Source organism: Qipengyuania gaetbuli (genome assembly GCF_009827315.1).
Classification (GTDB): domain Bacteria; phylum Pseudomonadota; class Alphaproteobacteria; order Sphingomonadales; family Sphingomonadaceae; genus Qipengyuania; species Qipengyuania gaetbuli.
The window spans coordinates 1,436,151-1,462,734 of record NZ_WTYF01000004.1; the positions used below are offsets into that span (position 1 = coordinate 1,436,151).

The window sequence follows — 26,584 nt, forward strand, 5'->3', positions numbered from 1 at the left end:
GACCCCAGCGCCGCAAACGGGGCAGGACACGGGCGTGGTACGCAGCAGGAAACCGACTCACTTGACCGACCGGGCGGCAGACGCGCTCGAACAGGCGACCGATCCGCATCCCGGCGTCCCCGACCCCGTGCCCGGACCCAGCACCAATCCCGCCACCAACCTGCTGATCAACGAGATCATGCTGCGTAGCGTGGGGCGCATTTCGCGCCAGACGCTCGAAAAGATGCTGCTCGGCCGCCAGTACGGCAAGCAATTCGCCAAGGAAGCGGTCGAGAACCGCTCCATCGTCCACACGTTGGCCGCTTATGGCGTGACCAAGGTCGCGACCCGCTCGGTCCCGGGCGCACTGGCGGTCGGCGCTGGCCTCGCGCTCAAGGTCCTGTTCGACCGCAGCCAGTCGCGCCGGACAGCCCGCCGGAAAGGCGATCGCACGCTGCGCAAGCAGACCAAGGGCGATGCCTGAGTGTGAACTGAAGCAAGCGCGGGGTTGATTCGCACCCGCCCCATGCGCCAACAGCGCGCATGGCCGAATCCTCCTCTTCGCAAGCCGCACTCGCCCGCCGCGGGCTGATGTTCATCCTGTCCTCGCCCAGCGGGGCGGGCAAGACGACCATATCGCGCATGCTCTTGGAGGCCGATGACGAGATCAAGCTGTCGGTCAGCGTCACCACCCGTCCGCCGCGTCCGGGCGAGATCGACGGGGTCCACTACTACTTCGTCGACGATGCCGAATTCGACCGCATGGTCGAAGAAGACGACTTCTACGAATGGGCCCATGTCTTCGGCCATCGCTACGGCACGCCCAAGGGCCGCATCCGCGCAGCATTGAAGGACGGTCAGGATTTCCTGTTCGATATCGACTGGCAGGGCACGCAGCAGCTCTACCAGAAGGACCAACAAGACGTGGTCCGCGTGTTCATCCTGCCGCCCAGCATCGCCGAACTGCGCCGCCGCCTCGAAGCGCGCGCGCAGGACGAAAAGGACGTGATCGATGCCCGCATGGAGCGGGCCCGTGCGGAAATCAGCCACTGGGACGCCTACGACTATGTCGTGATCAACGAGGACGTGAACCTGTGCTTTGGCAAGGTGCGCGAAATCCTCGACGCCGAACGCATGAAGCGCCAGCGCCAGACGGGCCTGATCCCGTTCGTTCGCGAATTGATGAGCTGAGCGGGGCGGGCCGCACCCGCCCGATCGCCGATCAGACCCCGACGTCGCTCAGGACGGCAGCGCGTAGTTCCGCGATGCCCATGCCCTTCTCGCTCGAAGTGACGTGGATCTGCGGATAGGCGGCGATGTGCTTCCTCGCCTCGGCCTCGGTTTCGGCGACGACCTTTTCGAGATCGCTGGCTTTCACCTTGTCCGCCTTGGTCAGCACGATGCGGTAGCCGACAGCAGCTTCGTCGAGCATCTTCATCATGTCGCGGTCGACATCCTTGAGGCCGTGGCGGCTGTCGACGAGGACGAGGTTGCGCACCAGCACCTGGCGCCCGCGAAGATAGGTCTTCACGAGGTTCTTCCACTTCTCGACGACCTTCACCGGCGCCTTGGCAAAGCCGTAGCCCGGCATGTCGACGAGGCGGAACAGCGTGGGCTCGCCGACTTCGAAGAAGTTCAGCTCCTGCGTGCGGCCGGGCGTCACCGAAGCGCGCGCAATGGCCTTGCGGCCCGTCAGCGCGTTCAGCAGCGAGCTCTTGCCCACGTTCGAACGGCCCGCGAAGGCGATTTCGGGGACAGTCGGTTCGGGCAGGAACTTGAGCTGCGGGGCCGAGAGGAGGAACTCCACCCGGCCCGAAAACAGCTTGTTGGCCCGCCGTTCCAGCTGTGCCAGTTCGGCGGCTTCTTCTTCGGTCATCCCTTGGCCTTTGCCGCCTCTGCCGCCTTTTCGGCCTTCTCCTTCTCGGCAGCCGCCTTCAATTGCGGATGCTTGGAATAGAGATACTTCTGCTGCGCCAGCGTCAGGATGTTCGAGGTTACCCAGTAGAGCAGCAGACCGGCCGCGAAGGGTGCCATGATGAACATGAGGACCCACGGCATGATCGCGAAAACCTGCTGCTGGACCGGGTCCATTGCCGACGGGTTCAGCTTGAAGGTCAGCCACATGGTGACGCCGAGCAGCACCGCCAGCACGCCGATGGCGAGGAAGCTGGGCGGCGTGAACGGCAGCAGGCCGAACAGATTGAGGATGGTCGCCGGATCGGGCGCGGAAAGATCTTCGATCCAGAGGAAGTTGCGGTGACGCATCTCGATGGCGAGATACAGCACCTTATACAGAGCGAAGAAGATCGGGATCTGCAGGATCAGCGGCAGGCAGCCTGCCAGCGGATTGACCTTTTCCTCGCGGAACAGCTTCTGCATTTCCTGCTGCTGCTGGAGGCGGTCGTCCTTGTACTTCTCCTGGATCGCCTTCATCCGCGGCTGGATCGCCTTCATCGAGGCCATCGAAGAAAACTGCTTTTGCGCGATAGGGAACATCACGCCGCGAACTATGATGGTGAGGCAGATGATCGCCACGCCGAAGTTGCCGACGAGATCGAACAGCGTCTTGAGCAGCCACAACAGCGGCTTTTCGAACCAGCGGAACCAGCCCCAGTCGATCGCCAGACCGAACTGGGCAAGACCGGCGTCCTGGTAGGCGTCGAGGATCGTGGAATCCTTGGCACCGGCGTAAAGCCGCGAAGTCGTCGTGTACTTGCGGCCGGCCGGCACGGTCACCGGGTCGTAGATCATGTCAGCGCGGTAGGCATTGCCGCCGAGCGCACGGAAGGTCGCATCCGGGGCCGAACCGTCCTGCGGGACGAGCGCGGACAGCCAGTAGATGTCGGTGAAGCCGAGCCATTCGGCACGCCCTTGCGGACTAACCGGACCGTCATCGTCGAGATCGCCGTAGTCGGTGTCGTAGTTCGCGCTGTCGCCGAACACGCCGATGGGGCCGGAATGCGCAATGAAGAAGTCTGCGCTGGCGGTATCGGAGGTACGGCTGACAAGGCCGAACGGCTGGACCACTGCGGGCACGGCGGAGCGGTTGGCAATGCTCTGCTCGACGGTGACCATGTAGTTCTCGTCGATGGCATAGCGCAGCTGGAGTTCCAGCCCGTTGCCGGCGTCATGCGTCAGCGTGACGGGCTTGTCGACCGTCAGCAGCTCGCCATCGGCCTGCCACACGGTTGCATCGGGCAGCTTCTGGCCGTTCACGATGAAGCCCAATTGGGCGAAATGCTGCGCCGGGGTGCCGCGCGGCGAGAACAGGCGGACCGGGCCGCTGTCCTTGTCCGTCGTCTCGGCGTAATCCTTGAGCACCACATCGTCGACGACCGCGCCGGTCAGGTTGATCGAACCTGCGACCTTGGGCGAATCGATGCGCACCCGGTCGGGCGATGCCAGCGCGGTTTCGAGGTCTGCCGCTTCCTGCTTCAGCGCAGCCGGATCGGTCAGGCCACCGGTCCGCGAATGCTGGACTTCCGCGCCGTCACCCGATGGGGCGGCGGTTTCGGCCGCGACCACCGGCTCGTCCGGCTGCGGGTAGAAATAGTTCATCGCAGCGTCCCAGCCCAGCAAGAGGGCCATCGACAGCACGACGACGAGAATGATGTTGCGCGAATTTTCCAAGGTCGATCCCGGTTCAGGTTTCGGTTCAGATGGGAATGGTGTGTTAGATCGTCAAGACAGCTACGGAACGGGGTCGTGTCCGCAGCCCCCCCACGGTTGGCAGCGCAATAGCCGCTTCAGCGCCAGCCATCCACCCTTGATCGCCCCATATTTTCCCAGCGCCTCGATGGCGTACTGGCTGCACGAGGGAGAGTAGCGGCAGGTCGGCGGCAGGATGCGGCTGGGGCCCAACTGCCAAGCGCGGGCTATCAGGATCAGGACATGCTTCATGCGCGCGGGCTCCGCGGGCGGCGGGGGCCGCGCGGGCGGTCGCCCTTGCCGTCCCTTGCCCGCTCAAGCGCGGCGGCAAGTTCCTCGGCCAGCATCGCAAAGTCACGCTCGACCCCGCCTTCGCGGCCGATCAGGATATGATCGTGGTCGGGCAGGCCGAATTCGGGAAGACCCGCCCAGAGCAGTTCGCGGAAGCGGCGCTTCATCCGGTTGCGCACGACGGCGTTGCCGATCTTCTTCGTCACGGTAATGCCGTAGCGCTTGCCCTTCCCCTCGTTCGGGCGCGTCAGCAGCACGAAGCCGGGCCGTGCATTGCGCAGCCCCTTGTTGGCGGCGAGGAAGTCGCTGCGCTTGCGGATGACGGATAGGCCGTGCGGCATGGTAGGCAGATACGCAAAACGGGCCCCCGATGGGAGCCCGTTTGATTATCGCGATCATGGCCGCGCACGGGGCGCGGCGGATCAGGCGATTAGGCGCAGAGGTTCTTGCGGCCGCGAGCGCGACGGGCGCGAAGCACCTTGCGGCCACCCGGGGTCGCCTTGCGCGCGAAGAAACCGTGGCGGCGGGCGCGCACGAGGTTCGAGGGCTGGAAAGTCCGCTTCATCGGATAGTCCTTCAAAAATTCGTTGTCTGTCGGGCGAATCGCGCCAACAAAAAGGGTCGCCGCTGCCGGCGACCGCATTGGTGGAGGGGCGCTTAGGCGAAACGCTGTGGTCGGTCAAGCCCTCCGCGCAGCGTCAATATGCGGCATGGGCGATCTGCGGTGCACGCTCGCCAATGCCGGCTCCGCCGCCCACCCAGCGCCGCATTTCGCGCGCATCGAGCCAGCGGGCAGAGCGGTGCGGGACGGAGTTGGTGAAGCGGTAGAATGCACGCGCATCGCGCTCACTCATGCCCATTTCACGGTAATAGGTGAGGTACCGGCGGTTTTCCGGCGCATCCTCTTCGTAATCCTGCGCTTCGTGGCCGTGTTCGTCCATCCAGCTGTGCACGGCAAACTCCGCCCCGTCGGCGATGTCGCGGGCAGCACCTGCGAGGAACAGCTCGACCGCCCCCGAACGCACCGATCCGCGACGCGGAACATAGGTGGCGAGCCCAGCAGTACGGATCATCCGGCCGAGTTTCATGTTGGCCAGGTCGTCACTCGTGCCCGGGCATTCGACCATGTCGAGCTGGGCAAGATTCGGGTGGCGGCGCATCATTACGCGAAACCAGCGCGGGCTGTCCGCATCGGTTTCGCCGACCAGCGCCACGCGCCCTTCGTCGAGCACGCGGAAAGGCCCGTACTGGGCAATCCCGGCGCTGTAATTGCGCAAGCTGCGGTCGATGCCCGGGAAACGGGCGCGGACGGCGGAATAGGTAGGCCGCTGCACCGGTCGCGGCACGAACTGCGGCGGAGCGGGGACCGGCGCGTAGACGATTGTCTGCACCGTGACCGATACCGGCGCGCGCGGCGCTTCGATGGCGGGGATCGGGCGGCCCGCATGGACCTGCTGCACGACCGGCTGGCTGACGAAGGCAATGGGGAGCTTCACGAGGCCCATCGACTGCGCCGCCACCGGGGAGGCAATTCCGGTGGCCAGTGTGGCAAGCAGGAGAAGGACCGCGCGAAGCATACAGCCGCACTGCGCCCGCCCCTCTTACCGGCATGCCAAAGGGCATGGTCAACGCGGCGTTAACGCCATGTCTTTCCCGAAGATTTTGCCTGCCAAGTCTCGACAACAAAAGGGATTTTCGTCACTGCCTCCGGACGAATACAGAGACGGGGGTTAAGGGTGGTCGCACTGGTCCGGACGGTGGCCTATCTCGGGCTGGAAGCGCGCGCGGTGGAGGTGCAATGTTCGCTTGCGCCGGGTCTGCCGAACTTCAACATCGTCGGACTGGCGGACAAGGCCGTCGGCGAAAGCAAGGAACGGGTGCGCACCGCCCTGTCATCCATGGGCCTCGCCCTGCCGCCCAAGCGGATCACTATCAACCTGTCGCCTGCGGACCTTCCCAAGGAGGGGTCGCATTACGACCTCCCGATCGCGCTGGCAGTGCTCGCCGCGATGGCCGTTACCGATGCAGAACAGCTGGAGGACTGGATCGTCGTGGGCGAACTGGCGCTCGACGCGCGAGTCGCGCCTTCGCCGGGCGTGCTCCTCGCCGCGATGCATGCCAGCGAGACGGGCAAGGGGCTGATCTGCCCCGCGGCGCAGGGTTCGGAAGCCAAGTGGGCAAGTGAAGTGCCCGTCCTCGCCGCGCCCGACCTTGCCAGCCTGCTCAACCATCTCAAGGGGACAGGACAGCTGGCCGAACCCGAAAGAGGACTGGTCGACGAACCGGTCCGCGGTGCGGACCTCAGGCAGGTAAAGGGGCAAGAAACCGCCAAGCGCGCGCTCGAGATCGCGGCGGCTGGCAGTCACAACCTCCTGATGATCGGACCGCCCGGTGCCGGCAAGTCGCTCCTTGCAAGCTGCCTGCCCGGAATCCTGCCGCCGCTGACGCCGCCCGAGGCGCTCGAAGTGAGCATGGTGCAATCGGTCGCTGGTCTGCTGGAAGACGGTCGCATCAGCCGCGCACGCCCCTTCCGCGCTCCGCACCACTCCGCCAGCATGGCTGCGCTCACCGGTGGAGGGCTGCGCGTGAAGCCCGGCGAGGTGAGCCTTGCGCACCTCGGCGTCCTGTTTCTTGACGAACTGCCCGAATTCCAGCGGGCGGTGCTCGATTCGCTGCGCCAACCACTCGAAACCAACACGGTCGACGTGGCGCGCGCGAACGCCCAAGTGACTTTTCCCGCCAACGTCCAGTTGATCGCCGCGATGAATCCGTGCCGGTGCGGCCACCTCGGCGACCCCGCGCTTGCGTGCAGCCGCGCGCCAAAATGTGCCGCCGATTACCAGAGCAAGGTTTCTGGTCCGATGCTCGACCGGATCGATCTCCACGTAGAAGTCGATCCGGTCAGCGCGGCCGATCTTGCGCTTCCGCCGCCTGCCGAAGGAAGCGCCGAGGTCGCCGCCCGTGTTGCGGCCGCCCGCGCCCTCCAGACCGCGCGTGAGGCCGACAGCGGCGTGCGCACCAATTCGGAACTGCAGGGCGATGCGCTCGAACGCTTCGCCGAACCGGACGAGGCAGGCCGCCAGCTGCTGATGCAGGCCGCCAGCGCCATGCGGCTATCCGCCCGCAGCTATACGCGAATGCTGCGCGTCGCCCGCACGATCGCCGACCTGGCCGGATCGGAGCGGGTCGGCCGGATCCACGTTGCCGAGGCGCTGAGCTACCGCAGGCAGCCCCCGCGCGCTTGAGGCATTCAAGGCCCGACCGGTCGCCGGACAGAAACCCGAAAGGCTTCAAGGCGTTATCTCCCTCGAAACCTAGAGGAGATCCATGATGGGCTACGCTGCAATCAAGGCTTCGCTTGTGCCGGTGGCGCTGCTCATCCTATCCGCGTGCGCGACCATGCCTGCGGAAACATCCAGCACCGACAGCGATGCCGATATCGAACGGCATGACGGGGCGATGGCCCTCCTGCCAGTGCTCGATGCCGAAGCCGGGCCGCAGAAGAACATGGTGTTCTCTCCCGCCAGCATCAATCTCGCCTTCGGCTTGCTCTACGAGGGCGCCGGCGGCGAGACGCGTGCCCAGCTTGCGAAATTGCTTCCCCCTCCCGAAGATCCGCTCGGCTATGCCAGCAACAAGGACGGGGTGGAGGTCAAGGTCGCCAATGCCCTGTTCCTCGACCGCGATTTCCGGTTCCGCGACAGCTATGTCGCCGCGACGCGGCGCGAATATGGTGCCGAAGCGGTGAAAGTGGATTTCTCCTTGCCTGCACCGACTGCGAAAATCATCAATGACTGGGCGAGTGCGGCGACCAACGGCCTGATTCCGCAAGTCATCACACCGTCCGCGATTGCGGACGACATGATCGCGGTTCTTGCCAATGCCCTCTATTTCGAAGGGCTTTGGGAAACCAAGCTGATGGGACGGCGCGAACACCCATTCCTGTTCGGGGATGGGACCGAACGCCCCTTCACCTTTGTCACCGATGATTTCGATACACCCTATGCCCGGCACGAGGGATGGGAGGCAATCCGCCTGCCCTATCGCAACAATCGTTATGCCATGGACATCCTAATGCCCGCGAAGCGCGAGGTCATGAGCGAGGCTCCCTCGGCCTCATTCATCGAGGACATGAAGCGACGGCTCGACGGTGCGGACGACGTGTTCGTTAGCGTCGAAATTCCGCAGTTCGAGACCGATTACGACCAGGGCCTTATCCCTGCGCTAAAAGCGATCGGACTGACGTTGCCATTCGAAACAGGCCGCGCGAATTTCACTGCGATGGTCGAGCCGGGGCAGGCGCCAGTGAAGGTCAGCGACGTGCGCCATGTCACCAAGCTGCAGGTCTACGGTGAAGGGACCAAGGCTGCGGCAGTCACGACCATCTCCATCGTGACGACCGGCGCCCGGTTCGAACCGCGCAAGCCCGTCCCTTTTCGCGCCGACCGTCCTTTCGTGATGGTCCTGCGCGATCTTGAACGCGATGCGGTGCTGTTCATCGGCCGGATAGCGGATCCGCAGCCGTTCGAGCCCGAGGTCGAAGAGCCCTAGTTGCTTTCGCCCATGTCGAGGTTGAGCTTGACCGTTTCGTGCTCCACGTCGCCTTCGAACTTCTTGAGGAAATCCTCGATCGGGATCGCCTGCGCCTTGTCGACCATCGGGTTCGACTTGGCCATTTCGACGGCGCGGAGTTCGTCCGGTGTCATGCGCACGTGGACATAGGGCATCCAGACTTCGCCGAATTCGGCTTGCTGGTACCAGACGTCGAGCACATCGTAGGAAGCCCATGAACCGTTCGGTTCGCGCAGGCGAATACCCTCGCCAATGCGCGGCACGGCAACCGTCTTGATGCGGAAGACGGTCTGGTGGGTTTCGTTCTGAACTTCGATTTCGATCACAATACGGCCCGGCTCCGGCGGGACTTGAGGCCCGACTTCGCGATTCTCTTCGCACCAACCTGTTGAGATGGTTTTAACGATGACGTCACGGTGCCACCCGCGCCATGACGTCACTCTTGCGCGTAGGGCGTGTTCTTCAGCAGGTGCCGGTCGAAATCGGGCGCGCCGTCGTCCCACCAGACCAGCCCGCGTTCGCCGAGGCCCAGCTTGGCGGCATGCACTTCCTGGCGAGCCTGTTTTTCCGCCTCGCCGTCGCCCGAACGGCGCGCTGCCGCCACGGCGCGGCGTGCGGCCATCAGCCGGTCTACCAGCTTTTGGCGTTCAATATCCGGCAGGTTCGGATTGGCAGCCCGCCACAGGCGACCGCGCACGATGATGTAGCGACCGTCGGTCGTGCGCTCGACCGGTTCGCTCAGGCGGCGTCCTTGGCCTTGCGAGCGGACGCAATGTCGACGACCGAGCCGTTCTTCATGATGGCATGCGGTTCCGCCTTGGTCCCGTCGGCGCGGATGCCGAGGTTCTTGCGTTCGACCAGAGCGAGATCCGCCGGGCCCAAGAGGCGCCCATCATGGCTGAGGATCGAAGTCGGGCCGATGGGCAGGCGATCGCGCTCGTCCACCAGCACCGGGTTCTCGACCACTTCGGCGCCGTATTTCTGGCCCCACTGGCGCAGAGCCACCATGGCCGGCAGCAGGTCGAAGCCCTTGTCGGTCAGGCGGTATTCGATCTTGCGGCGGTCATCCGGGCAAGGATCGCGCTTGAGGATGCCGTGTTCGACCAGTTTGGCCAGCCGGTTCGACAGGATATTGCGGGCGATGCCCAGTTCGCTGAGGAATTCCTCGAAGTGGTGCAGGCCATTGAAGCTGGCCCGCAAGATCATGAAACTCCAGCGTTCGCCCATGACTTCGAGTGCCTGCGGCAAGCCGCATTCGGTGAGTTCGCGCAGTGGTTCGCGGATGTCGCCCATAAAATCAGTCCTTCCCGTGAAACCTATTTAGCGCAGTTTTCGCCAAAGCCAAATATTTCGAAAAAATGGGTTGCATCACGAAACCTATCGGCATAGGTAGCGATTCGCAACCAGTTGCAAATGAAAACCTAGATTGCAATTTTCGCAAGGCCAGTTGAGAAAATTGCAATGAAATATCGGAGCTTGACCATGACCCTCTCCCTGAACCGCACCGCTCATCTGGGCGTTCTCGCCACCGCTTTCGCCTACACCACGCTGACCTTCGGAGCGCTCGTCACGCCGACCGTGGTTGAAGCGAAGCCGTCGAACGGCCCGTTCTACACCGCCGAACTCGCGCAGCCTGCTGCCGAGCGTACCGTGATTGCCGGCGGCGTCGCATGGACCTGCGCCGACACGACCTGCGTCGGCACCAAGGGCACCTCGCGCCCGCTGCGCGTGTGCCGCGAACTGAACCGTGACCTCGGCGAAGTGGTTTCCTTCACCGCCAAGGGCGAAGCGCTGGAAGCCGACAAGCTGGCGCAGTGCAACGGCTAAGGCCGCCCAACCAGACCCCCCACCCCCTCTCCATCAGGGTGGAACTCCAAGGCCCCGGCGGAAACGCTGGGGCCTTTTTTCAGATCAGCCCGCGTGCGGAAAGATCGGCTTCGAGTCTGGCGGCATCTGTGAAGTGGTGGACCTGCCAGCCGCAGCCTTGCGCGGATTCGATGTTCGCCTCGTTATCGTCGATGAACAGCATTGCGGACGGGTGCAAAGCGAATCGCTCTTCCGCCAGCGTGAAGATCGCAGGGTCGGGCTTGGCGAGGCATTCCTCGCCGGAGACGACGATATCGCGGAAGCGGTCGAAAATCGGTGCGGTCGGGCGGAAGCCGGCCCAGAACTCGGCGCCGAAATTGGTGATCGCGAACAGCGGCACGCCCTGTGCATCGAGCCTCTCGACCAGCTCGTGGCTACCTTCGACCGGGCCGGGGATCGTTTCGTTGAACCGCGTCGCATAGGCGCGAATCTCTTCGGCGAAATCGGGATAAAGCTCGATGCGTTCGGGCACCATTTCCCCGAGCGGACGGCCACGATCGTGCTGGAAATGCCATTCTTCGGTGACGACCTCGTCGAGCAGCTTTCGCAGCCGAGCCTTGTCGTCGACGATCTTCTCGAACAGCGAGGCGATCTGCCACTGGTAGAGTACGCGCCCTACGTCGAACACGACGGCTTCCACGCTCGCTACCATTATCGCCCCTTCCCGAATGCGAACGGCCCGCACTCCCTCGGGAGCCGGGCCGGTCGGATAACCAGTCGCGACGCCAGCGGCGCCGCACGCCAGATACTTTAGCCCTGGCGAGCCTTGAAGCGACGGTTGGTCTTGTTGATGACGTAGGTCCGCCCGCGACGACGGATCACGCGGCAATCGCGGTGCCGGCTCTTGAGCGACTTGAGGCTGTTGCGGATCTTCATGGTATATCTCGTCTAGCAAATAAATACGCGCCGGAGTTGGAGCCCCGACGCGCCAAATTCAAGCGCGCCCGTTAGCGACGGGGGTGATTCCCGTCAAGCATCTCCGCGAATTTCGCCGAGTTTGCGCTCCCACTGAACCGCATGGCCGATGATCTGGTCGAGATCGGCGTATTTGGGCTGCCATGGAAGCGTAGCCTTGATGCGCGATGGATCGGATACCAGCTCGCCCGGGTCGCCGGCACGGCGCGGCTCCATCCGCCGGTCGATCCGCGAATTGGTCACCCGGTCGACGGCATCCAGCACCTCGAGGACCGAGAAGCCGCGCCCGTAACCACAGTTCATGGTCAACGATCGGGTCGGCTCCTCAATCAGCGCCTCGAGCGCGAGAACATGGGCCGCGGCAAGGTCGCTGACATGGATGTAATCGCGCACACCGGTGCCGTCGGGGGTGTCGAAATCCGTGCCGAAGACCGAGACCCCGTCGCGCTTGCCCGTCGCCGCCTCGCAGGCGACCTTGATGAGATGGGTCGCGCCGGCGGTCGACTGTCCGGTCCGCGCCTGCGGATCGGCGCCTGCAACATTGAAGTAGCGCAAGGCGCAAAAGTTGAACCCGTGCGCGGCGGTGGCGTCGGACAGCATCTGTTCGGTCATAAGCTTCGACCAGCCGTAAGGGTTGATCGGGCGTTGCGGCGTATCTTCCGAAACCCGCGTGGTCTCGGGTGTCCCGTAGGTCGCTGCGGTGGAAGAAAAGATGAAGTGTTCGACCCCGCCCTTCACTGCCGCCTCGATCAGGGCGCGGCTCTTCACCGTGTTGTTGTCGTAATATTTGAGCGGGTTCTCTACCGATTCTGGCACCACGACCGAGCCGGCAAAATGCATGATCGCCTTAATGCTCTGCTCGGCGATGATTTGCGCCACCAGATCGCCGTCGGCAATATCGCCTTCATAAAGCGGGACATCGTCGGGCACGGCGAATTTGAACCCGGTCGACAGGTTGTCGATCACCGCCACCGGCCAGCCGGAATCGCGCAAGGCCAGCACTGCATGGCTACCGATGTAGCCGGCACCGCCGGTCACAAGGACGGGAATCTTCGTTATGCTATCCATGCGCCCGCGCCTAGCAGATCGCGTGGGCGGCGCAATCGGTGCGGCCGGAAACTCCGGTCCGGAGCCTTTGCCGCCTGTCACGCGTTCTTCTTTCTTTAACGCCCATCGTCGAAAGAGCCCCCAAAATGAACCGGATCGCCCTGACATTCGCTGCCCTCGGCACATTTGCACTCTCGGCCTGCGCCACCGCGCCGGGCCCCGTGCAGGTCACGCGATTCGTCGCACCGGAAGCAAGTGCCCGCCTCGGCGAAGGCACGATCTTCCTCGCAGGATCGGGAGCGCAGGACACTGACAGCCTCGCCCTTATGCCATACAAGTCCGCCGTCGCTGCCCAGCTTCGGGCATTGGGCTATACCGAGACCGACCGGGCTTCCGCCCGCCAGATCGCCACGGTTACGCTCGAACGATACGTCCAGACCGCGGAAGGCAGGCGCTCGCCGGTTACCGTCGGCGTCGGCGGGCGGACCGGCAGCTATGGCTCCGGCGTCGGTGTCGGCATCGGCATCAATCTGGGCGGCGGCGAGCGGGACAAGCTGGGCAGCGAACTGTCCGTCACCATCCGCGACGCCGCATCGCAAGCCAACTTGTGGGAAGGCCGCGCCGACCTGCGCGTTCCCGACAACTCGCCCCTTGCGCAAGCGCAAGCAAACGCACAGACCCTCGCCGCCGCGCTGTTCAGCGATTTTCCCGGCAACAATGGCGAAACGATAGAAGTAGAGGTTCCCAAGTGAGCGATATCCGGATCGATGCCGAATTCGACAGCGGCAATATCGAAGTGCTGTCGATCGATGGCGCCAGTGCGAACCTGGCGATCCCGCTCGATACCAAGAGCGAGTTCAAGCAGTGGTTCCATTTCCGCGTGACCGGCGCGGCGGGGCGCGAGCTTGTGCTGAAGATCCGCGACCTCGAAACCAGCGCTTATCCGGGCGGCTGGCCGGGCTACGATGCCTGCGTTTCGGAAGACCGCGATTACTGGGGCCGCGCCGCCTCTTCTTATGACAAGGACGAGGACGGCGGCACGCTGACGATCCGCTACTCTCCGGCAAGCGACGTGGTGTGGTTCGCTTACTTTGCGCCCTATTCGATGGAGCGTCACCACGACCTCGTCGCAGAAGCCGCGTCGAGCGAAGGCGTGGACTACCGCTGCCTCGGCACCACGCTCGACGGCCAGCCCATCGATTGCCTCGAAATGGGCGAAGGCGAATTCAAGGTCTGGCTCTACGCCCGCCAGCACCCGGGCGAAACGCAGGCCGAATGGTGGATGGAAGGCGCGCTCGAGGTGCTGACCGATCCTGCCGACAGCGTCGGGCGTCTGCTGCGCCAGCGGTGCCGCCTCCATGTCGTGCCCAACTGCAATCCCGACGGATCGCGCCGCGGAAACCTGCGCGTCAACGGCGCGGGCATCAACCTCAACCGCGAATGGGCGGAACCGACGGCCGAAAAGAGCCCCGAAGTCCTCGCTATCCGCAATCGGATGGACGAAACGGGCGTCGACTTCGCGATGGACGTCCACGGCGACGAGGCGATCCCTGTCGCCTTCATCGCCGGCTTCGAAGGCATCCCGAGCTGGAAGGACGAGCAGGGCGAAGGCTATTACAACTTCGAGAAGATCCTCGACCGCCGCACGCCCGATTTCCAGACCGAGCAGGGCTATGTGAAGTCCAAGCCGGGCCAGGCGAACCTCACCATGAGCACCAACCAGGTGGCCGAGCGTTTCGGCGCGGTCGCGATGACGCTGGAGATGCCCTACAAGGACAATCCGGCAAGCCCCGAACCGGAACAGGGCTGGTCGCCGGAACGCTGCAAGATGCTGGCCCGCGATTGCCTTGCCAGCCTGCTCGAATGGCTGGAAGCGCAGGACAAGTAGGTCAGGCGACGATCGGTTCGAGCAGCCGGATCGTCCGCGCCCCGGCATCGATTTCCACTTTCGCACCGTGCGGCAGCGCCAGCTGCCCGCGGTGGTGGCCGATGTTCGATCCGACGAAGGTCGGAATGCCGAGCGGGGCGAGGTGCTGGTCGAGCACTTCGTCCAGCGTGAAACCGGCATAGTCGGGCTCGTCGCTCGCGCAGCTGCGGCACCGGCCGAAGACGACTCCCGACACCCGCCCCAGCGCCCCTGCCAGCTGCAATTGCTGGAGCATCCGGTCGATCCGGTATTCCGCCTCGTTCACGTCCTCGAGGAACAGGATCGCACCGTCGAAATCGGGCACCCATGGCGTGCCCATCAAAGTCGAAAGCACGGTGAGATTGCCGCCGAGCAGCCTCCCCTTTGCCGTCCCCTCCCTGATAGTCCGTCCCTGCGGACCTTGGGCTAGTTCGGGCTCCTCATCGGCACCGCCCAGCACAGGGGTCGCGCCGGCGAAGGCGAGGCGCCACAGGCTTTCCCAACTGCTGCGCGGCCAAGGGCTGGCCGCATTGGGCGAGTGGAGGGTGGGAAATCCGGCTTTCCGCGCGATGGCGAGGTGCAGCGCGGTATTGTCGCTATAGCCCACGAACAGCTTGGGATTGCGCCGGATCATCTCCCAGTCGAGCAGGGGCAGGAGCCTTGCCCCGCCCCAGCCGCCCCGAACGGCGAAGATGGCCTTCACGGTCTCGTCCGCGAACGCTGCGTTGATGTCGGCAGCGCGCTGCGCATCGGTCCCGGCGAGGTAGCCGGACCTTGCGCCTGCATTGGCACCGGTCCTGGGTACGAGGCCCATGCCCCGCAGGGTGAATTCCGAATTGGCGATTTCGCGTTCCGAGGCTGCGCTTGCCGGCGCGACCAGTGCCACGGTGTCGCCCTGCCTGAGGCGCGGCGCGATACGGCGCGACTTTGCCAGTGCGGGGAAAGGTGCCGCCAGCGCCCCCAATGCGGCTGCCATGCCGCCCAGTGCGGCACGGCGCGTGGTCACACGAGGCTCGCCGGGCCGAATGCTTCGGGTAGCAGGGCGGTCAGAGTGGTGCGCCGCACTTCATCAGGTCCCACGCACAGGATTGCCGGGTCAGTACCGCCCAGTTGCGCCAATTCGTTGAGCACCTGGCGACACCGGCCGCACGGCGTGATCGGCATTTCGCCCGGACCGGTCACGGCAACTGCCACAAGGCCTCCGCGCACACCGTCGGCCATGGCTTTGGAAACCGCTACCGTCTCCGCACACAGTGCAAGGCCGTAGCTGGCGTTCTCGATATTGGTGCCCGTCACCACGCTGCCATCGGCAAACAGCAGGGCGGCCCCCACGGCGAAATTGGAATAGGGCGAATAGGAGTTCGCGGCGGCCTCTCGGGCGGCGGCGATCAGGTCGTCGTCACTCATGCTCACCGCTTAGCGTGATCAGGGCTGGACGACCAGCCAGCGCAGCGGCGTGTCCGCGGCCTCGCTGGTATGGGCGGTATTCGCCGTCCAGATGGTCCAGGGACGTCCTGCATAGTCGGGCTCGTCCAGGTCGCCTTCCAGCCACAGCGCCCGCTCCAAGCGTGCAGCCGGACGATAGCGCTCCTCGAAACTCTCGCTCGGCGCAAGGATGACCGGGGCGCCCGTATGCGCCTCGATCTGGTTGACGAGCGTCAGGAGCTCGCTCTGTACCGCGGCATCGGACACGCGCTCGGGACAATCGTCAGCCGTGCGCGCTAAGCGGATGACGGGCGGCAGGAGCTGCGTGTCGCGGGGCACGATGGTCACGAAATTGGCGCTTTGCCCGTCGGCCGTGACGCAGGGGTCGAATTCATGGGTCGCGCCGACCTGAAGCCCAGCCTCTCGCGCGGCGGCGAGGTGGTCGGAGAAGGCCGCGTCCTTGTCCCGCGCACCCTTGCTGGCCTCGAGGTAGACGAAGCTTGCGCCCAGCCCCTTGAGCACGGTGAAATCGACGTTTTCGTCCTCTTCGCCCACCAGCGCGCCTTGGTCGGGGTATGCCTCTTCGTCGGGTCGCCAGTTGCGATCCTCGTTCCACTTCCATGTGGCCGCGGCTGCGCCAGCCACCGCGAGAAGCAGTACCAGCTTGAATGCCCAGCCGCGTGAGGCCTTCTTCTTGCGCCGCGCCATCATGCTCAGCCCTTGATGTGCAGGACGCAGATGAGCGTGAAGAGCCGGCGTGCGGTGGCGAAATCGGTTTCCACCTTGCCTTCGAGCCGTTCGAGCAGGAGTTCGGCTGCGCGGTTGTGGACACCGCGCCGGGCCATGTCGATCGTCTCGATCTCCATCGCGGTCGCCTTGCGGATCGCCTGGTAATAGCTGTCGCAAATGGCGAAATATTCGCGGATCGGACGGCGGAAGCGCGCAAGGCCGAGCAGGAGTTCTTCCACCATCACGCCATCGGTATTGGCCACGGTCATCAGCAACCGCCCGTCACGCACAGCCAGCTTGAGGTGGTAGGGGCCCGTCGCCCCGCGCTCGACCGCGCGCAGCGGCTTGAACGTATTGTCCTCGATCAGGTCGAAGATCGCGATCCGGCGTTCCTGCTCGATATCCGCATTGCGCCAGATGATCGTCTCTTCGTCGAGATCGATCTGCGCGATGCGATAATCGGTGGAGGTGCTGGCGGATTCGGTCATGACTTGCAGGCCCGCTTTCGCAACTGCGACACATCGGGGCAAGGCCTCTTCGTTATTCCCGCTATCCACAAGGGCAGGCGTCGTCTTGCGGTCACACTGCGCTTGTGGCGAATCCGCCCCTCGCCCATGGTGCCGCGCATGGCCGACACCGATCTCCTTTTCCGTCCCGATGATTCGACTCCTGCGCCCGAAAAGCAGGGGCAGGTGCTGCCCAGCAACATCGAGGCGGAGGCCGCGTTCCTCGGCGCGGTGCTGATCGACAACCAGGTCGTGCAGGAGCTCAACACGCCGCTGCAGCCGCATCATTTCTACGAGCCGGTGCACCAGCGCATCTACGAACGCATCCACAAGCTGCTCGACCGCAATTCGATCGCCACGCCGGTTACCCTGAAGCCCTATTTCGAGAGCGACGAGGCGCTCAAGCAGCTGGGCGGCGTGACCTATCTCGCCCGGCTGACGCAGGACGGACAGGGCCTGCTTGCGACCGGCAAGCTGGCCGAACAAATCTACGACCTCGCGCTGCTGCGCGAACTGGTCCACGTCGGCCGCAACCTCGTCGAAGGAGCGCTCGACACATCGGACGAAGTCGCGCCGATGGACCGCATCAGCCAGGCCGAAGCCGATCTCTACAAGGTCGCCGAAGGCGCGACATCGGGCAGCGAGGCGCAGGATTTCCGCACCGCCGCGCTCGGCGCATTGAAGATGGTCGAGGCAGCGATCAATTCGGGCGGCCGCTTCTCGGGCAAGACGACGGGCCTCGACACGGTCAACGACAAGACCAGCGGCCTGCACAATTCCGACCTCATCATCCTCGCCGGACGTCCGGGCATGGGCAAGACGTCGCTTGCGACCAACATTGCGTTCAATGCCGCGCGGCGCCTGATGGACGACGAGAAGCTGGGCATCGCCCGTAGCGAATCGCCAGGAGCCGCCACGGCTTTCTTCAGCCTAGAAATGAGCGCAGACCAGCTGGCCACGCGTATCCTTGCCGAAACCGCCGAAATTTCGAGCGAGAAGCTGCGTTCGGGCAAATTGAGCCGCGAAGAATTCCAGCGTCTGTCCTTCGCGAGCCAGGAACTCAACGAGCTTCCGCTCTACATCGACGACACGCCCGGCCTCACCATCGGCGCGCTGCGCACCCGCGCCCGCCGGTTGAAGCGCCGGCACGACATCGGGTTGGTCATCGTCGACTATCTGCAGCTGCTGCAGGGTTCGGGCCGCGCGAACGACAACCGCGTGAACGAAATTTCGGAGATCAGCCGCGGATTGAAGACGCTGGCCAAGGAACTCAACGTTCCCGTCATCGCGCTATCGCAGCTGAGCCGTGCGGTGGAACAGCGCGAGGACAAGCGCCCCCAGCTTTCGGACCTGCGCGAATCCGGCTCGATCGAGCAGGATGCCGACATGGTGTGGTTCATCTTCCGCGCCGAATATTACCACAACGCGCTGAAGCCCGACACGCCGGACGAGACCAGCAGCGAAGACGTGCGCCAGAAATATGCCGACTGGGAAGCGCGGCATCTCGAACTGGTGAACCGCGCGACGCTGATCGTCGCCAAGCAGCGTCACGGTTCGACCGGCAACGTGCCGCTGCTGTTCCAGAGCGAATTCACCAAGTTCACCTCGCCCGAACTGCGCGGTGGCTACGACGACTACGAATAGCGGCTAGATGCCGAGGTTTAGGCGCCGGGTCACGGTGTAGTCGATCACCGACACCAGCACCCAGCCTGCCGACCAGCGGATGCGGTTCCAGATAGTGGCACGCTTGCGGTGCAGTTCGGGCGTTATCCGTTCCGACGCGGCATAGTGCGTTTCGAGGAACGCGCGCATCCTGTCCGCCAGCGCCCTGTCCTCGATCCGGAGCATGATCTCCAGATTGAGATAGAGGCTGCGCATGTCGAAATTGGCGCTGCCAAGATAGACCGCATCGTTGAGCACGATGAGTTTCGTGTGCAGCTTGCAGGGCGTGAATTCCCAGATCTTCGCGCCGCGCTTCAGCAGGTAATTGTAGAGCGACCGCGTTGCGCCGAGAGTGGCGCCGTTATCGCTCTTCGCGGCCATCAGCAGGCGCGTCTGTCCTTTTCGCGCTACCCGCGCGATACGGCGCAGCAGCGTGTAGGGCGGCGAGAAATAGGCCATGAAGATGTCGAGCTTCTCGCCTTCGACCAGGTCGCGGGTGACGGATCGCGCCCAGGTAGACAGGCCTCGGGTCGGACCGCCGACCAGCCAGCGCGCCTCTCCGTCCTCCGACTTCCACGACCAGTCGCGCACCGTGTGCCGGATCGCCCGGAAATGGGCGTGCTCGTTCTCGGTCCAGCCGCGCAGCTTGGCAAACCACCGCGACAGCCCTTCCACCGCGTCGCCTTCGAGCAGGATGGCAAGGTCGTTCCAGCCATTGGCCTCGGGCGGGGCGAAATAGTCGTCCTCGATATTGAAGCCGCCGAACATGGCGCGCTCGCCGTCGGCGATGACCATCTTCTGGTGGTTGCGGATGAGATAGCGGAAGCCCAGGCGCGGGCTGAAATAGTGATAGCGGCCACCCGCCTCGCTCAACGGTTTCAGGAACTCGTCCTTGGCCGAAGCACCGAACCGGTCGATGATCAGCGTGACGTCGACCCCGCGCGAGGCGGCTTCGCACAAGGCATCGCGCAGGCTGGTCGAGACCTCGTCCTCGGCAAAGATGTAGAAGCAGACGTCGAGCGTTTCGCGCGCCGACGCAACGAGTTCGAGCAGCGCATCGCGGCGATCCTTGCCGGCGGGGAAAAAGGTCAGCGACTGGCCCTGCGCCTCGGCCGAGAAGGGCGGCGGGTCGGTATATCCGCTTGCGGCGGGCACTGTCGCTTGCTCGGCCATGCAGCGCCAGCCTTAGCGCGGGTCGCGCGCGGCGCAAATTCTTGACCTTTCGCCCCCGGCAGCCTATCTGGCCCGCTTTCCCGGAATCACTTGATTTACATCGGAGTGCCCAATGGCGCGCGTTACCGTCGAAGACTGCGTAGACAAGATCCCCAACCGTTTCGATCTCGTGCTGCTCGCTGCCCAGCGTGCGCGTGAAATTTCCGGCGGTGCGGAACTGACCATCGATCGCGATCGCGACAAGAACCCGGTCGTCGCCCTGCGCGAGATCGCCGAACAGACGATCAAGCCCAAGGACCTCCAGGAAGCTGCCGTCACCAACCTGCAGAAGATCCTGCCGGACGACGACGACGAAATGGATGAAATCGGTTCGCTCAGCCAGTCGGCAGAAGCCCTGCGCATCACCGCCTCGGCTCCGACCCGCTCGACCTCCATCGGCGCCGACTACGACGGCTAACCGACTGGAACATTGCCGGAAACCAGTTGAAAGGCCGCCCTTCGGGGCGGCCTTTTGCGTTGCAGGCCCAGACGCGCCACAATAAGGCGCGTGTAACAGGAGGGCCTATGAGCGAGATCGGGGAAGCGCTGGGGACCGCCGTGGAAGGCGGGCTCTTCGCGCGCGTTGTCGGCGGCGGCAAGGGTAACGGCCCCAGGGAAGGCCAGCCGCTGAAGAAGGGTCATTTCGCCGAGGACGTCTGCCTCAATTGCGGCACCGCGCTGGTCGGGGCACATTGCCACAGCTGCGGGCAGCAGGCGCACCTCCACCGGACCATCGGCGCTTTCCTCCATGACCTGCTGCACGGTGCGCTGCATTTCGACGGCAAGACCTGGCGCACCCTGCCGATGCTGATGTTCAAGCCCGGCGAACTCACCCGCCGTTACATCGAAGGCGAACGCGCGCGGTTCGTTTCGCCCATGGGCCTGTTCCTTTTCTCGATCTTCCTGATGTTCGCGGTCTTCCAACTCGCCGGCATCAGCACGCCCACGGATATCCAGGGCGATACCGGCGCCCAGATGCGCGAACTCGCGGCGTCGGAAATTGCCAAGGTGGAAGAGCGGCAAGCATCGCTGGAACAGGATCTCAAGCAGCCCGACCTCGACCCGGCGGAAAGGCAGCGCGTCCAGCAGCAACTTGCAGAGACGAAGGAGCAGCTCGACGCCATCCACCTCGCGGAAGAGCAGGTCCCGTTCCTGAAGAAGGCAGCACGGCCGGATAGTGACAAGGCAGCCGCCGGGGGGCCGTCCGTCGCTGCGAACCCGGACGGTTCGACCGACGTCATGCTGGACGAGGACGAGGATCTCAGGATGAACGTCGGCGTCTCGGACATCGAGTGGATCGACAATGCGCTCGACAAGTGGCGGACCAACCCGGGCCTAATGCTCTACAAGCTACAGACGAATTTCTACAAGTTCAGCTGGCTGCTGATCCCGCTATCAGTGCCCTTCGTCTGGCTGCTGTTCGCATGGAAATGGCGCTTCGGAGCCTACGATCATGCGATCTTCGTGACTTATTCGCTCAGCTTCATGTCCTTGCTGACGCTCACGGTCACATTGCTGGGACTGGCCGGAGCGCCGCAGGCCCTGATATACGCGGGAAGCCTGCTGATCCCGCCGATCCACATCTACAAACACCTGCGCGGGGCCTACGGTCTGTCACGGTTCAGCGCCTTGTGGCGTTTTTCAGTACTCTCGCTCTTCATCATGGTGGTGCTGCTGATCTTCCTACAGCTCCTCCTACTGCTCGGAGCCTTCTGACCCCTGCTGGAAGTTAGGTAGCGGTACAGGGATACTTGCGCTTGAGCGCCAGCAGCCACGCCCGTTCGAGCGTCAGTTTGCTACGCGTTTCCTGTCCCAGCGCCCCCAGCATGGCGAGGACCTGCGAGACGCTGAGCCCCTTCTTCCGCTCGGCATCGGACACGCAATAGAGCGGATTACCGGTTTTCGAGGCCGCTGCATTGGCCTGGCGAGCGCTGGCACCGGCATCCTTCATTTGCGCTTCCATCGATTTGGCCCGCTTGTCGAACAAGGCCCGGAAGCCTTTCTTCTCTAGCTCGACAGCAGTTGAATAGAAGTCTTCCGCATTAACGCTGGCCGATGCCCCGGCAGCAAGCGGTGCCGCCATTGCCAGCGACCCAAGGCAAAGAAGAATAGAGCTGCCACGCATAGAACAACGCCCTCCCGTCAGGTGACGGAAGGGCGCTATCGGTCTGAATGTTAACGGGTCCTGTCAGGCACCCTGAGGTGCCGTGCCGCCGCCGAACTTCTTGCCGGCCTTGGGGATGGCACTGCCGGCAACCGGCGCAACCTTGACCGGACCGCTCGGCTGGTCGGGACGGTCGATCTTGCCGTCCTTCATCAGCTGGTCGATTTCCTCGCCCGTTAGCGTCTCGTATTCGAGCAGGGCCTGCGCCAGCAGGTGGAGCTTGTCCTCCTGGGTGGTAAGCACTTCCTGCGCGCGCTTCAGCCCGCCTTCGACCAGCGACTTGATCTCTGCGTCGATCAGCTTGTTAGTCTCCGCGCCGGCCATCGTCCGCTGGGTCGAACCCATGCCGAGATAGCCTTCCTGGCTCGCTTCGTACTGCAAGGGGCCGAGCTTGTCGCTCATGCCCCACTTGGTGACCATGTTGCGTGCAAGGTCGGTGGCATACTGGATGTCTCCGCTCGCGCCGCTCGACACCTTGTCATGGCCGAAAATGATTTCCTCGGCCACGCGGCCGCCCATGGCGACAGCGAGGTTCGCGTGCATCTTGTCGCGGTGGTACGAGTAATTGTCGCGTTCCGGCAGACGCATGACCATGCCCAGCGCACGGCCGCGCGGAATGATGGTCGCCTTGTGGATGGGATCGGATGCCGGTTCGTTGATCGAGACGAGCGCGTGGCCAGCTTCGTGATAGGCGGTCATCTTCTTCTCGTCTTCGGTCATGACCATGGAGCGGCGTTCCGCGCCCATCATGACCTTGTCCTTGGCATCCTCGAATTCCTGCATCGCGACGAGACGCTTGTTGCGGCGTGCGGCCAGCAGGGCGGCCTCGTTGCACAGGTTCGCAAGATCGGCGCCCGAGAAGCCAGGAGTACCGCGCGCGATGGTGCGCGGGTTTACGTCGGGTGCGAGCGGAAGCTTGCGCATGTGCACGGCAAGGATCTTCTCGCGTCCGTCGATGTCGGGGACGGGGACCACGACCTGGCGATCGAAACGGCCCGGACGCAGCAGCGCAGGGTCGAGCACATCGGGACGGTTGGTCGCCGCGATGATGATGATGCCCTCGTTGGCTTCGAAACCGTCCATCTCGACCAGCAACTGGTTCAGCGTCTGCTCGCGTTCGTCATTCGAATTGCCGAGGCCGTGGCCGCGGCTGCGGCCGACGGCGTCGATTTCGTCGATGAAGACGATGCAGGGCGCGTTCTTCTTGGCCTGTTCGAACATGTCGCGCACGCGGCTTGCGCCAACGCCGACGAACATTTCGACGAAGTCAGAACCCGAAATGGTGAAGAAGGGCACGCCCGCCTCGCCTGCGATCGCGCGGGCCAGCAAGGTTTTGCCAGTACCGGGCGAGCCGACCAGCAGCGCGCCCTTGGGGATCTGTCCACCAAGCTTGGAGAAGCGGCTGGGGTCCTTGAGGAATTCGACGATCTCTTCCAGCTCCTCGCGCGCCTCGTCGATGCCGGCCACGTCGTCGAACGTGACACGGCCCTGCTTTTCGGTGAGCATCTTGGCCTTCGACTTGCCGAAGCCCATAGCGCCGCCTGCTCCGCCGCCCTTCTGGACCTGGCGCAGGGCGAAGATGGCGATGCCGAGGATCAGGACGAACGGCAGCATCTGGATCAGCGCGTAAAGGAGGATGTTCTGGCTGCCGGAATCGCGGCCCGAATACTGGACCCCGTTTTCATCGAGCAGCTTGGGCAGCGAGGTATCGCTGGCGACCGGAATGGTGCTGAAAGCCTCGCCTTCCTTGGTCACGCCGACGATCTGTTCTTCGGAAATCTCGACCGACTTCACGTCGCCCGCAGCCACCCGCTCCTTGAAGTCGGAATAGAGCAGGGGCGTACCGCTGCCGCCGCTCGAATTGCCGAACATCGAGACGACCAGCAACAGGCCGAGGAACACGCCGCCCCAGACGAAGAGGCTCTTGATCCACGGATTGGGGCCGTTGCCCTCCGGATCGGGCTGCTGGTCCTGATTCTGATCGCGCATTGCGGCATTCCTTTCAACGTATCCCGGAATGTAGGATGGCGCTGGTGAATGGCAAGTTTAGACCATCTGCCGGGCAGCGCCTAATTTCGATTACACTCTTCGACTGCGTAGGCCCTGCAGAAGACCTCGACCGCGCCGTCGATTCGCTGGCGGTCGCGCACCGGATCGGCCGGAAAACCGAACCGCCGTTCGAGGTCGCCCATGCCCTTGCACATGGAGGCGAACTGTTCGACCGCGAGGTCGATATCATCGATCTCCACCTCGCCCGCCTCTTTCATCACGCCGAGCAGGCCGGAAAAGGCCGCCTTCATCCGGTGCGGGCCGGCAGCAAGGAATGCCGCGCCGATGGCCGGTTCGTGCTCGGTTTCGGCGGCGATGCGCCGCTCGAACTGGACCATCTCCGGCCGCGAAAGGAAGGCCATCATCGCCTCGCCGATGGCGGTCAGGCGCTGGCGCAGCGTGCCCGACGGCGAGGGCTGCACCGCAAAGGCTGACCGCATACGTTCACATTCGGCCTCTACCGCTGCAGTGAACAGGCCGCGTTTGTCGCCGAACTGGTTGTAGATGGTGACCTTGGACACATCGGCCTCTGCAGCCACGTGCTCGATCGCGGTCGCGGCATAGCCATGCTCGAAAAAGGCGCGGGTCGCGGCCGCAAGAATCGCCTCGCGCTTGGCAGTGCTGACTGGCCGGCCAGCCTTCTTCGCTTTCGCAGTTGACAAAGTGAACGGTCCCGTTCAGTTGAACGCCTGCGTTCACTAATGGACGAGTCGCAGCAGAAAGGCAAGAAAGCGCCGTGATCTGGATTGCCATCCGCATGCTGACCGGGGACGCGCAGAAGTTCTACGGGCTGGTCTTCGGGATTGCGTTCTCCACCCTGCTCATCACCCAGCAGCTGACGATATTCGTCAATCTGATCGAGCGCGGGGCGAGCGGCGTCTACAATGTGTCGAGCGCCGATGTGTGGGTCATGGACCCCGTCAGCCGCACAACAGACGTTGCCTATGCGATGCCTTCGACCGCGCTCGACAAGGTGCGCGGCGTGCCCGGCGTCGAATGGGCCGTGCCGCACCTCAGGGCACAGGCAAGCGTGCGCACGAAGGATGGCGACCTTGAAGGCGTGGCGGTCATCGGCGTCGACGATGCGACGCTGATCGGCCTTCCCAAGGCGATGGTCGAAGGTTCGCCCGACGTGCTTTCGCAGCCCGACAGCGTGATCATCGACGACGTTGGCACAACGCGCATGTTTCCCGACCAGTCGCCGATCGGCGAAAGGCTCGAACTCAACGACCAGCGCGCGGTGGTGCGCGGGATTGCCGATGCGATCCCCAGCTTCACCAGCACGGTGGTGCTCTACACAAAGTACAGCAGGGCGCTGAATTTCGTGCCGGGGACGCGCAATCGCCTGTCCTTCGTGCTCGTCGGCGCGGAAGACCCCGCGCAGGCCAAGGCCCTGTCCGAACGGATCGAGCGCGAGACCGGCCTCAAGGCCCAGACGCGTGACGAATTCGCGCGCGACGGGGTGCAATTCATCATCGAGAACACCGGCATTCCGCTGAACTTCGGGATCACGGTGGCGCTCGGCTTCATCGTCGGGGTGGCGATCGTCGGCCTCACCTTCAGCCTGTTCATCCGCGACAACATCAAGCAGTTCGGCGCGCTCAAGGCGATCGGCGTCACGAACCGGAAGATCCGGCGGATGGTCATAGCCCAGGCGGGACTGGTCGGGATCACCGGCTACGGCCTCGGGGTCCTCGGCACGATTGCCTTCATCTGGAGCTTTTCGGCCAACCCGACCTTCAAGGGTTTTTACATCCCCTGGCAGATCCCGCTCATCAGCCTTGCGGCAGTCGCGCTCATACTCGCGCTGACCGGCTGGCTGGCGCTGCGCAACGTGCTCAAGACCGAACCTGCGGCGGTGTTCCGCTGATGGGACGCAAACTCGACACCAGCGCCATCGGTGGCTGCAAGCCGGGTTCGGCGATCTGCACGCGCGGTGTCACGCGCGATTTCACTGCCGGCCAGCAGACCATCACCGTCTTGCACGGCATCGACCTCGACATTCGTGCGGGCGAAATGACGTTCCTCGTCGGCGAGAGCGGCTCGGGCAAGACAACGCTCATTTCGATCATGTGCGGCATTCTCTGGCCGACCCTTGGCGAAGTGAAGGTGTTCGGCACCGACATCTACGACCTCGACGACACGGCGCTGGTAGAATTCCGCCTCAACAATATCGGCTTCATCTTCCAGCAGTACAATCTGATCCCGTCGATCGACGCTGCCAGCAATGCCGCCGTCCCCCTCATCGCGCAGGGCATTGACCGGCACGAAGCGCGCGAGCGGGCGGTGGAGATGATGGCCAAGCTCAACATCCGCGACCAAGCCGACAAGTTGCCCAGCCAGCTGTCGGGCGGCCAGCAGCAGCGCGTCGCTATCGCCCGCGCGCTGGTCCACGAACCGCGCCTCGTGGTCTGCGACGAGCCGACCGCAGCGCTCGATGCGGCATCCGGCCGGCGCGTGATGGACCTGTTGCGCGAGGTGGCCGTGGCCGAAGACCGCGCCTGCATCATCGTTACCCACGACAACCGCGTTTTCGACCTCGCCGACCGCATCCTCATGCTCGAGGACGGCAAGATTATCCATGACGGCAGCGAAATGCCCGAGGACCACTGA

Annotated in this window: 32 protein-coding genes; 12 read left to right on the forward strand and 20 right to left on the reverse strand. The window is 64.1% G+C overall.

Features of this window, described 5'->3' with window-relative positions; genetic code table 11:
* Positions 1-61 precede the first annotated feature (61 nt).
* Complete coding sequence (locus tag GRI42_RS09485) at positions 62-463, forward strand: hypothetical protein (protein WP_199800453.1); 402 nt, start codon at positions 62-64, stop codon at positions 461-463.
* A gap of 59 nt (positions 464-522) precedes the next feature.
* On the forward strand, positions 523-1,170 hold the full coding sequence (gene gmk / locus GRI42_RS09490; RefSeq protein WP_160608266.1) for a guanylate kinase: 648 nt from the start codon (positions 523-525) through the stop codon (positions 1,168-1,170).
* A 31-nt stretch (positions 1,171-1,201) separates the two neighbouring features.
* Here gmk and yihA read toward each other — a convergent pair whose 3' ends face one another.
* The 6 genes from yihA to GRI42_RS09520 form a co-directional block, all read right to left on the reverse strand.
* Positions 1,202-1,855, reverse strand: a complete 654-nt coding sequence (yihA, locus tag GRI42_RS09495; protein WP_160608267.1) for a ribosome biogenesis GTP-binding protein YihA/YsxC — start codon at positions 1,853-1,855, stop codon at positions 1,202-1,204.
* Positions 1,852-3,609 carry a membrane protein insertase YidC gene (gene yidC, locus GRI42_RS09500; RefSeq protein WP_160608268.1) on the reverse strand — a complete coding sequence of 586 codons (1,758 nt, stop codon included), beginning with the start codon at positions 3,607-3,609 and terminating at the stop codon, positions 1,852-1,854. Before yidC ends, yihA begins: the two co-directional genes overlap by 4 nt.
* Before the next feature lie 60 nt (positions 3,610-3,669).
* On the reverse strand, positions 3,670-3,879 hold the full coding sequence (yidD, locus tag GRI42_RS09505; RefSeq protein WP_160608269.1) for a membrane protein insertion efficiency factor YidD: 210 nt from the start codon (positions 3,877-3,879) through the stop codon (positions 3,670-3,672).
* Positions 3,876-4,259, reverse strand: a complete 384-nt coding sequence (gene rnpA, locus GRI42_RS09510) for a ribonuclease P protein component (RefSeq protein WP_160608270.1) — start codon at positions 4,257-4,259, stop codon at positions 3,876-3,878. The genes yidD and rnpA overlap by 4 nt, the downstream gene beginning before the upstream one ends.
* 89 nt (positions 4,260-4,348) lie before the next feature.
* A complete protein-coding gene (gene rpmH, locus GRI42_RS09515) occupies positions 4,349-4,483 on the reverse strand; it encodes a 50S ribosomal protein L34 (protein ID WP_006833929.1) in 135 nt (44 codons plus the stop codon).
* 133 nt (positions 4,484-4,616) lie between these two features.
* On the reverse strand, positions 4,617-5,438 hold the full coding sequence (locus GRI42_RS09520; protein ID WP_325065320.1) for an alpha/beta hydrolase: 822 nt from the start codon (positions 5,436-5,438) through the stop codon (positions 4,617-4,619).
* Positions 5,439-5,654: 216 nt separating this feature from the next.
* Between GRI42_RS09520 and GRI42_RS09525 the strand changes: the two genes are divergently transcribed.
* Together GRI42_RS09525 and GRI42_RS09530 are read left to right on the forward strand one after the other, a co-directional pair.
* Positions 5,655-7,163, forward strand: a complete 1,509-nt coding sequence (locus GRI42_RS09525) for a YifB family Mg chelatase-like AAA ATPase (protein WP_160608272.1) — start codon at positions 5,655-5,657, stop codon at positions 7,161-7,163.
* An 85-nt stretch (positions 7,164-7,248) separates the two neighbouring features.
* The gene (locus GRI42_RS09530; protein WP_160608273.1) at positions 7,249-8,469 is read left to right on the forward strand and encodes a serpin family protein; all 1,221 of its coding nucleotides are present in this window, start codon (positions 7,249-7,251) and stop codon (positions 8,467-8,469) included.
* Here the strand turns inward: GRI42_RS09530 and GRI42_RS13980 are convergent.
* The 3 genes from GRI42_RS13980 to GRI42_RS09545 form a co-directional block, all read right to left on the reverse strand.
* Positions 8,466-8,816, reverse strand: coding sequence for a hypothetical protein (locus GRI42_RS13980; RefSeq protein WP_226699400.1), 351 nt, complete (start codon positions 8,814-8,816; stop codon positions 8,466-8,468). The two genes, GRI42_RS09530 and GRI42_RS13980, sit on opposite strands and share 4 nt — an antisense overlap.
* A gap of 110 nt (positions 8,817-8,926) precedes the next feature.
* Positions 8,927-9,112 (reverse strand): hypothetical protein, encoded by a 186-nt coding sequence (locus tag GRI42_RS14155; RefSeq protein ID WP_315899680.1) that lies wholly within the window; start codon positions 9,110-9,112, stop codon positions 8,927-8,929.
* A 116-nt stretch (positions 9,113-9,228) separates the two neighbouring features.
* Positions 9,229-9,783, reverse strand: coding sequence for a winged helix-turn-helix transcriptional regulator (locus GRI42_RS09545; RefSeq protein ID WP_160608274.1), 555 nt, complete (start codon positions 9,781-9,783; stop codon positions 9,229-9,231).
* Between the two features lie 189 nt (positions 9,784-9,972).
* Between GRI42_RS09545 and GRI42_RS09550 the strand changes: the two genes are divergently transcribed.
* The gene (locus GRI42_RS09550; RefSeq protein ID WP_160608275.1) at positions 9,973-10,317 is read left to right on the forward strand and encodes a CC_3452 family protein; all 345 of its coding nucleotides are present in this window, start codon (positions 9,973-9,975) and stop codon (positions 10,315-10,317) included.
* 79 nt (positions 10,318-10,396) lie between these two features.
* Here the strand turns inward: GRI42_RS09550 and GRI42_RS09555 are convergent, their stop codons facing one another.
* The 3 genes from GRI42_RS09555 to galE all read right to left on the reverse strand — a co-directional run bounded on the left by GRI42_RS09555 (position 10,397) and on the right by galE (position 12,339).
* Positions 10,397-11,008 (reverse strand): HAD family hydrolase, encoded by a 612-nt coding sequence (locus GRI42_RS09555; RefSeq protein WP_160608276.1) that lies wholly within the window; start codon positions 11,006-11,008, stop codon positions 10,397-10,399.
* Between the two features lie 98 nt (positions 11,009-11,106).
* Positions 11,107-11,232 carry a type B 50S ribosomal protein L36 gene (gene ykgO / locus GRI42_RS09560; protein WP_006833921.1) on the reverse strand — a complete coding sequence of 42 codons (126 nt, stop codon included), beginning with the start codon at positions 11,230-11,232 and terminating at the stop codon, positions 11,107-11,109.
* 93 nt (positions 11,233-11,325) lie between these two features.
* Entirely contained in the window at positions 11,326-12,339 is a 1,014-nt protein-coding gene (gene galE, locus GRI42_RS09565; protein ID WP_160608277.1) for a UDP-glucose 4-epimerase GalE, read from the reverse strand.
* Between the two features lie 125 nt (positions 12,340-12,464).
* On the opposite strand from galE, the gene GRI42_RS09570 reads away from it, so the two are divergent.
* On the forward strand, positions 12,465-13,070 hold the full coding sequence (locus GRI42_RS09570; RefSeq protein WP_160608278.1) for a DUF4136 domain-containing protein: 606 nt from the start codon (positions 12,465-12,467) through the stop codon (positions 13,068-13,070).
* Positions 13,067-14,206 carry a M14 family metallopeptidase gene (locus tag GRI42_RS09575; RefSeq protein WP_160608279.1) on the forward strand — a complete coding sequence of 380 codons (1,140 nt, stop codon included), beginning with the start codon at positions 13,067-13,069 and terminating at the stop codon, positions 14,204-14,206. Before GRI42_RS09570 ends, GRI42_RS09575 begins: the two co-directional genes overlap by 4 nt.
* 1 nt (position 14,207) lies before the next feature.
* On the opposite strand, the gene GRI42_RS09580 is transcribed toward GRI42_RS09575, so the two are convergent.
* Genes GRI42_RS09580 through GRI42_RS09595 form a run of 4 tightly spaced genes read right to left on the reverse strand, consistent with a single transcriptional unit; the run spans position 14,208 to position 16,866 of the window.
* The gene (locus tag GRI42_RS09580) at positions 14,208-15,230 is read right to left on the reverse strand and encodes a S66 peptidase family protein (protein ID WP_160608280.1); all 1,023 of its coding nucleotides are present in this window, start codon (positions 15,228-15,230) and stop codon (positions 14,208-14,210) included.
* The gene (locus GRI42_RS09585; protein ID WP_160608281.1) at positions 15,227-15,631 is read right to left on the reverse strand and encodes a cytidine deaminase; all 405 of its coding nucleotides are present in this window, start codon (positions 15,629-15,631) and stop codon (positions 15,227-15,229) included. The genes GRI42_RS09580 and GRI42_RS09585 overlap by 4 nt, the downstream gene beginning before the upstream one ends.
* 18 nt (positions 15,632-15,649) lie before the next feature.
* Complete coding sequence (locus GRI42_RS09590; protein ID WP_325065321.1) at positions 15,650-16,360, reverse strand: glycoside hydrolase family 25 protein; 711 nt, start codon at positions 16,358-16,360, stop codon at positions 15,650-15,652.
* 2 nt (positions 16,361-16,362) lie between these two features.
* A complete protein-coding gene (locus GRI42_RS09595; RefSeq protein WP_160608282.1) occupies positions 16,363-16,866 on the reverse strand; it encodes a UPF0262 family protein in 504 nt (167 codons plus the stop codon).
* A gap of 138 nt (positions 16,867-17,004) precedes the next feature.
* Between GRI42_RS09595 and GRI42_RS09600 the strand changes: the two genes are divergently transcribed.
* Positions 17,005-18,528: a replicative DNA helicase gene (locus GRI42_RS09600; protein WP_170290014.1), complete on the forward strand. Its 1,524-nt coding sequence runs from the start codon at positions 17,005-17,007 to the stop codon at positions 18,526-18,528.
* A gap of 3 nt (positions 18,529-18,531) precedes the next feature.
* On the opposite strand, the gene GRI42_RS09605 is transcribed toward GRI42_RS09600, so the two are convergent.
* Positions 18,532-19,719 (reverse strand): phospholipase D-like domain-containing protein, encoded by a 1,188-nt coding sequence (locus tag GRI42_RS09605; RefSeq protein WP_160608283.1) that lies wholly within the window; start codon positions 19,717-19,719, stop codon positions 18,532-18,534.
* A gap of 112 nt (positions 19,720-19,831) precedes the next feature.
* Here GRI42_RS09605 and rpoZ point away from each other — a divergent pair, with 112 nt between their 5' ends.
* Positions 19,832-20,176 (forward strand): DNA-directed RNA polymerase subunit omega, encoded by a 345-nt coding sequence (gene rpoZ / locus GRI42_RS09610; protein ID WP_160608284.1) that lies wholly within the window; start codon positions 19,832-19,834, stop codon positions 20,174-20,176.
* Positions 20,177-20,283: 107 nt separating this feature from the next.
* Positions 20,284-21,474, forward strand: a complete 1,191-nt coding sequence (locus tag GRI42_RS09615) for a DUF3667 domain-containing protein (RefSeq protein WP_160608285.1) — start codon at positions 20,284-20,286, stop codon at positions 21,472-21,474.
* Positions 21,475-21,487: 13 nt separating this feature from the next.
* On the opposite strand, the gene GRI42_RS09620 is transcribed toward GRI42_RS09615, so the two are convergent.
* From GRI42_RS09620 to GRI42_RS09630, 3 genes are all read right to left on the reverse strand, one after another.
* Positions 21,488-21,841 (reverse strand): hypothetical protein, encoded by a 354-nt coding sequence (locus tag GRI42_RS09620; RefSeq protein WP_160608286.1) that lies wholly within the window; start codon positions 21,839-21,841, stop codon positions 21,488-21,490.
* 105 nt (positions 21,842-21,946) lie between these two features.
* Positions 21,947-23,911, reverse strand: a complete 1,965-nt coding sequence (gene ftsH, locus GRI42_RS09625; RefSeq protein WP_160608287.1) for an ATP-dependent zinc metalloprotease FtsH — start codon at positions 23,909-23,911, stop codon at positions 21,947-21,949.
* 80 nt (positions 23,912-23,991) lie between these two features.
* Positions 23,992-24,633: a TetR/AcrR family transcriptional regulator gene (locus GRI42_RS09630; RefSeq protein ID WP_160608288.1), complete on the reverse strand. Its 642-nt coding sequence runs from the start codon at positions 24,631-24,633 to the stop codon at positions 23,992-23,994.
* A 74-nt stretch (positions 24,634-24,707) separates the two neighbouring features.
* Between GRI42_RS09630 and GRI42_RS09635 the strand changes: the two genes are divergently transcribed.
* Both GRI42_RS09635 and GRI42_RS09640 read left to right on the forward strand, forming a co-directional pair.
* The gene (locus tag GRI42_RS09635; RefSeq protein WP_160608289.1) at positions 24,708-25,841 is read left to right on the forward strand and encodes an ABC transporter permease; all 1,134 of its coding nucleotides are present in this window, start codon (positions 24,708-24,710) and stop codon (positions 25,839-25,841) included.
* Positions 25,841-26,584, forward strand: coding sequence for an ABC transporter ATP-binding protein (locus GRI42_RS09640; protein ID WP_160608290.1), 744 nt, complete (start codon positions 25,841-25,843; stop codon positions 26,582-26,584). The genes GRI42_RS09635 and GRI42_RS09640 overlap by 1 nt, the downstream gene beginning before the upstream one ends.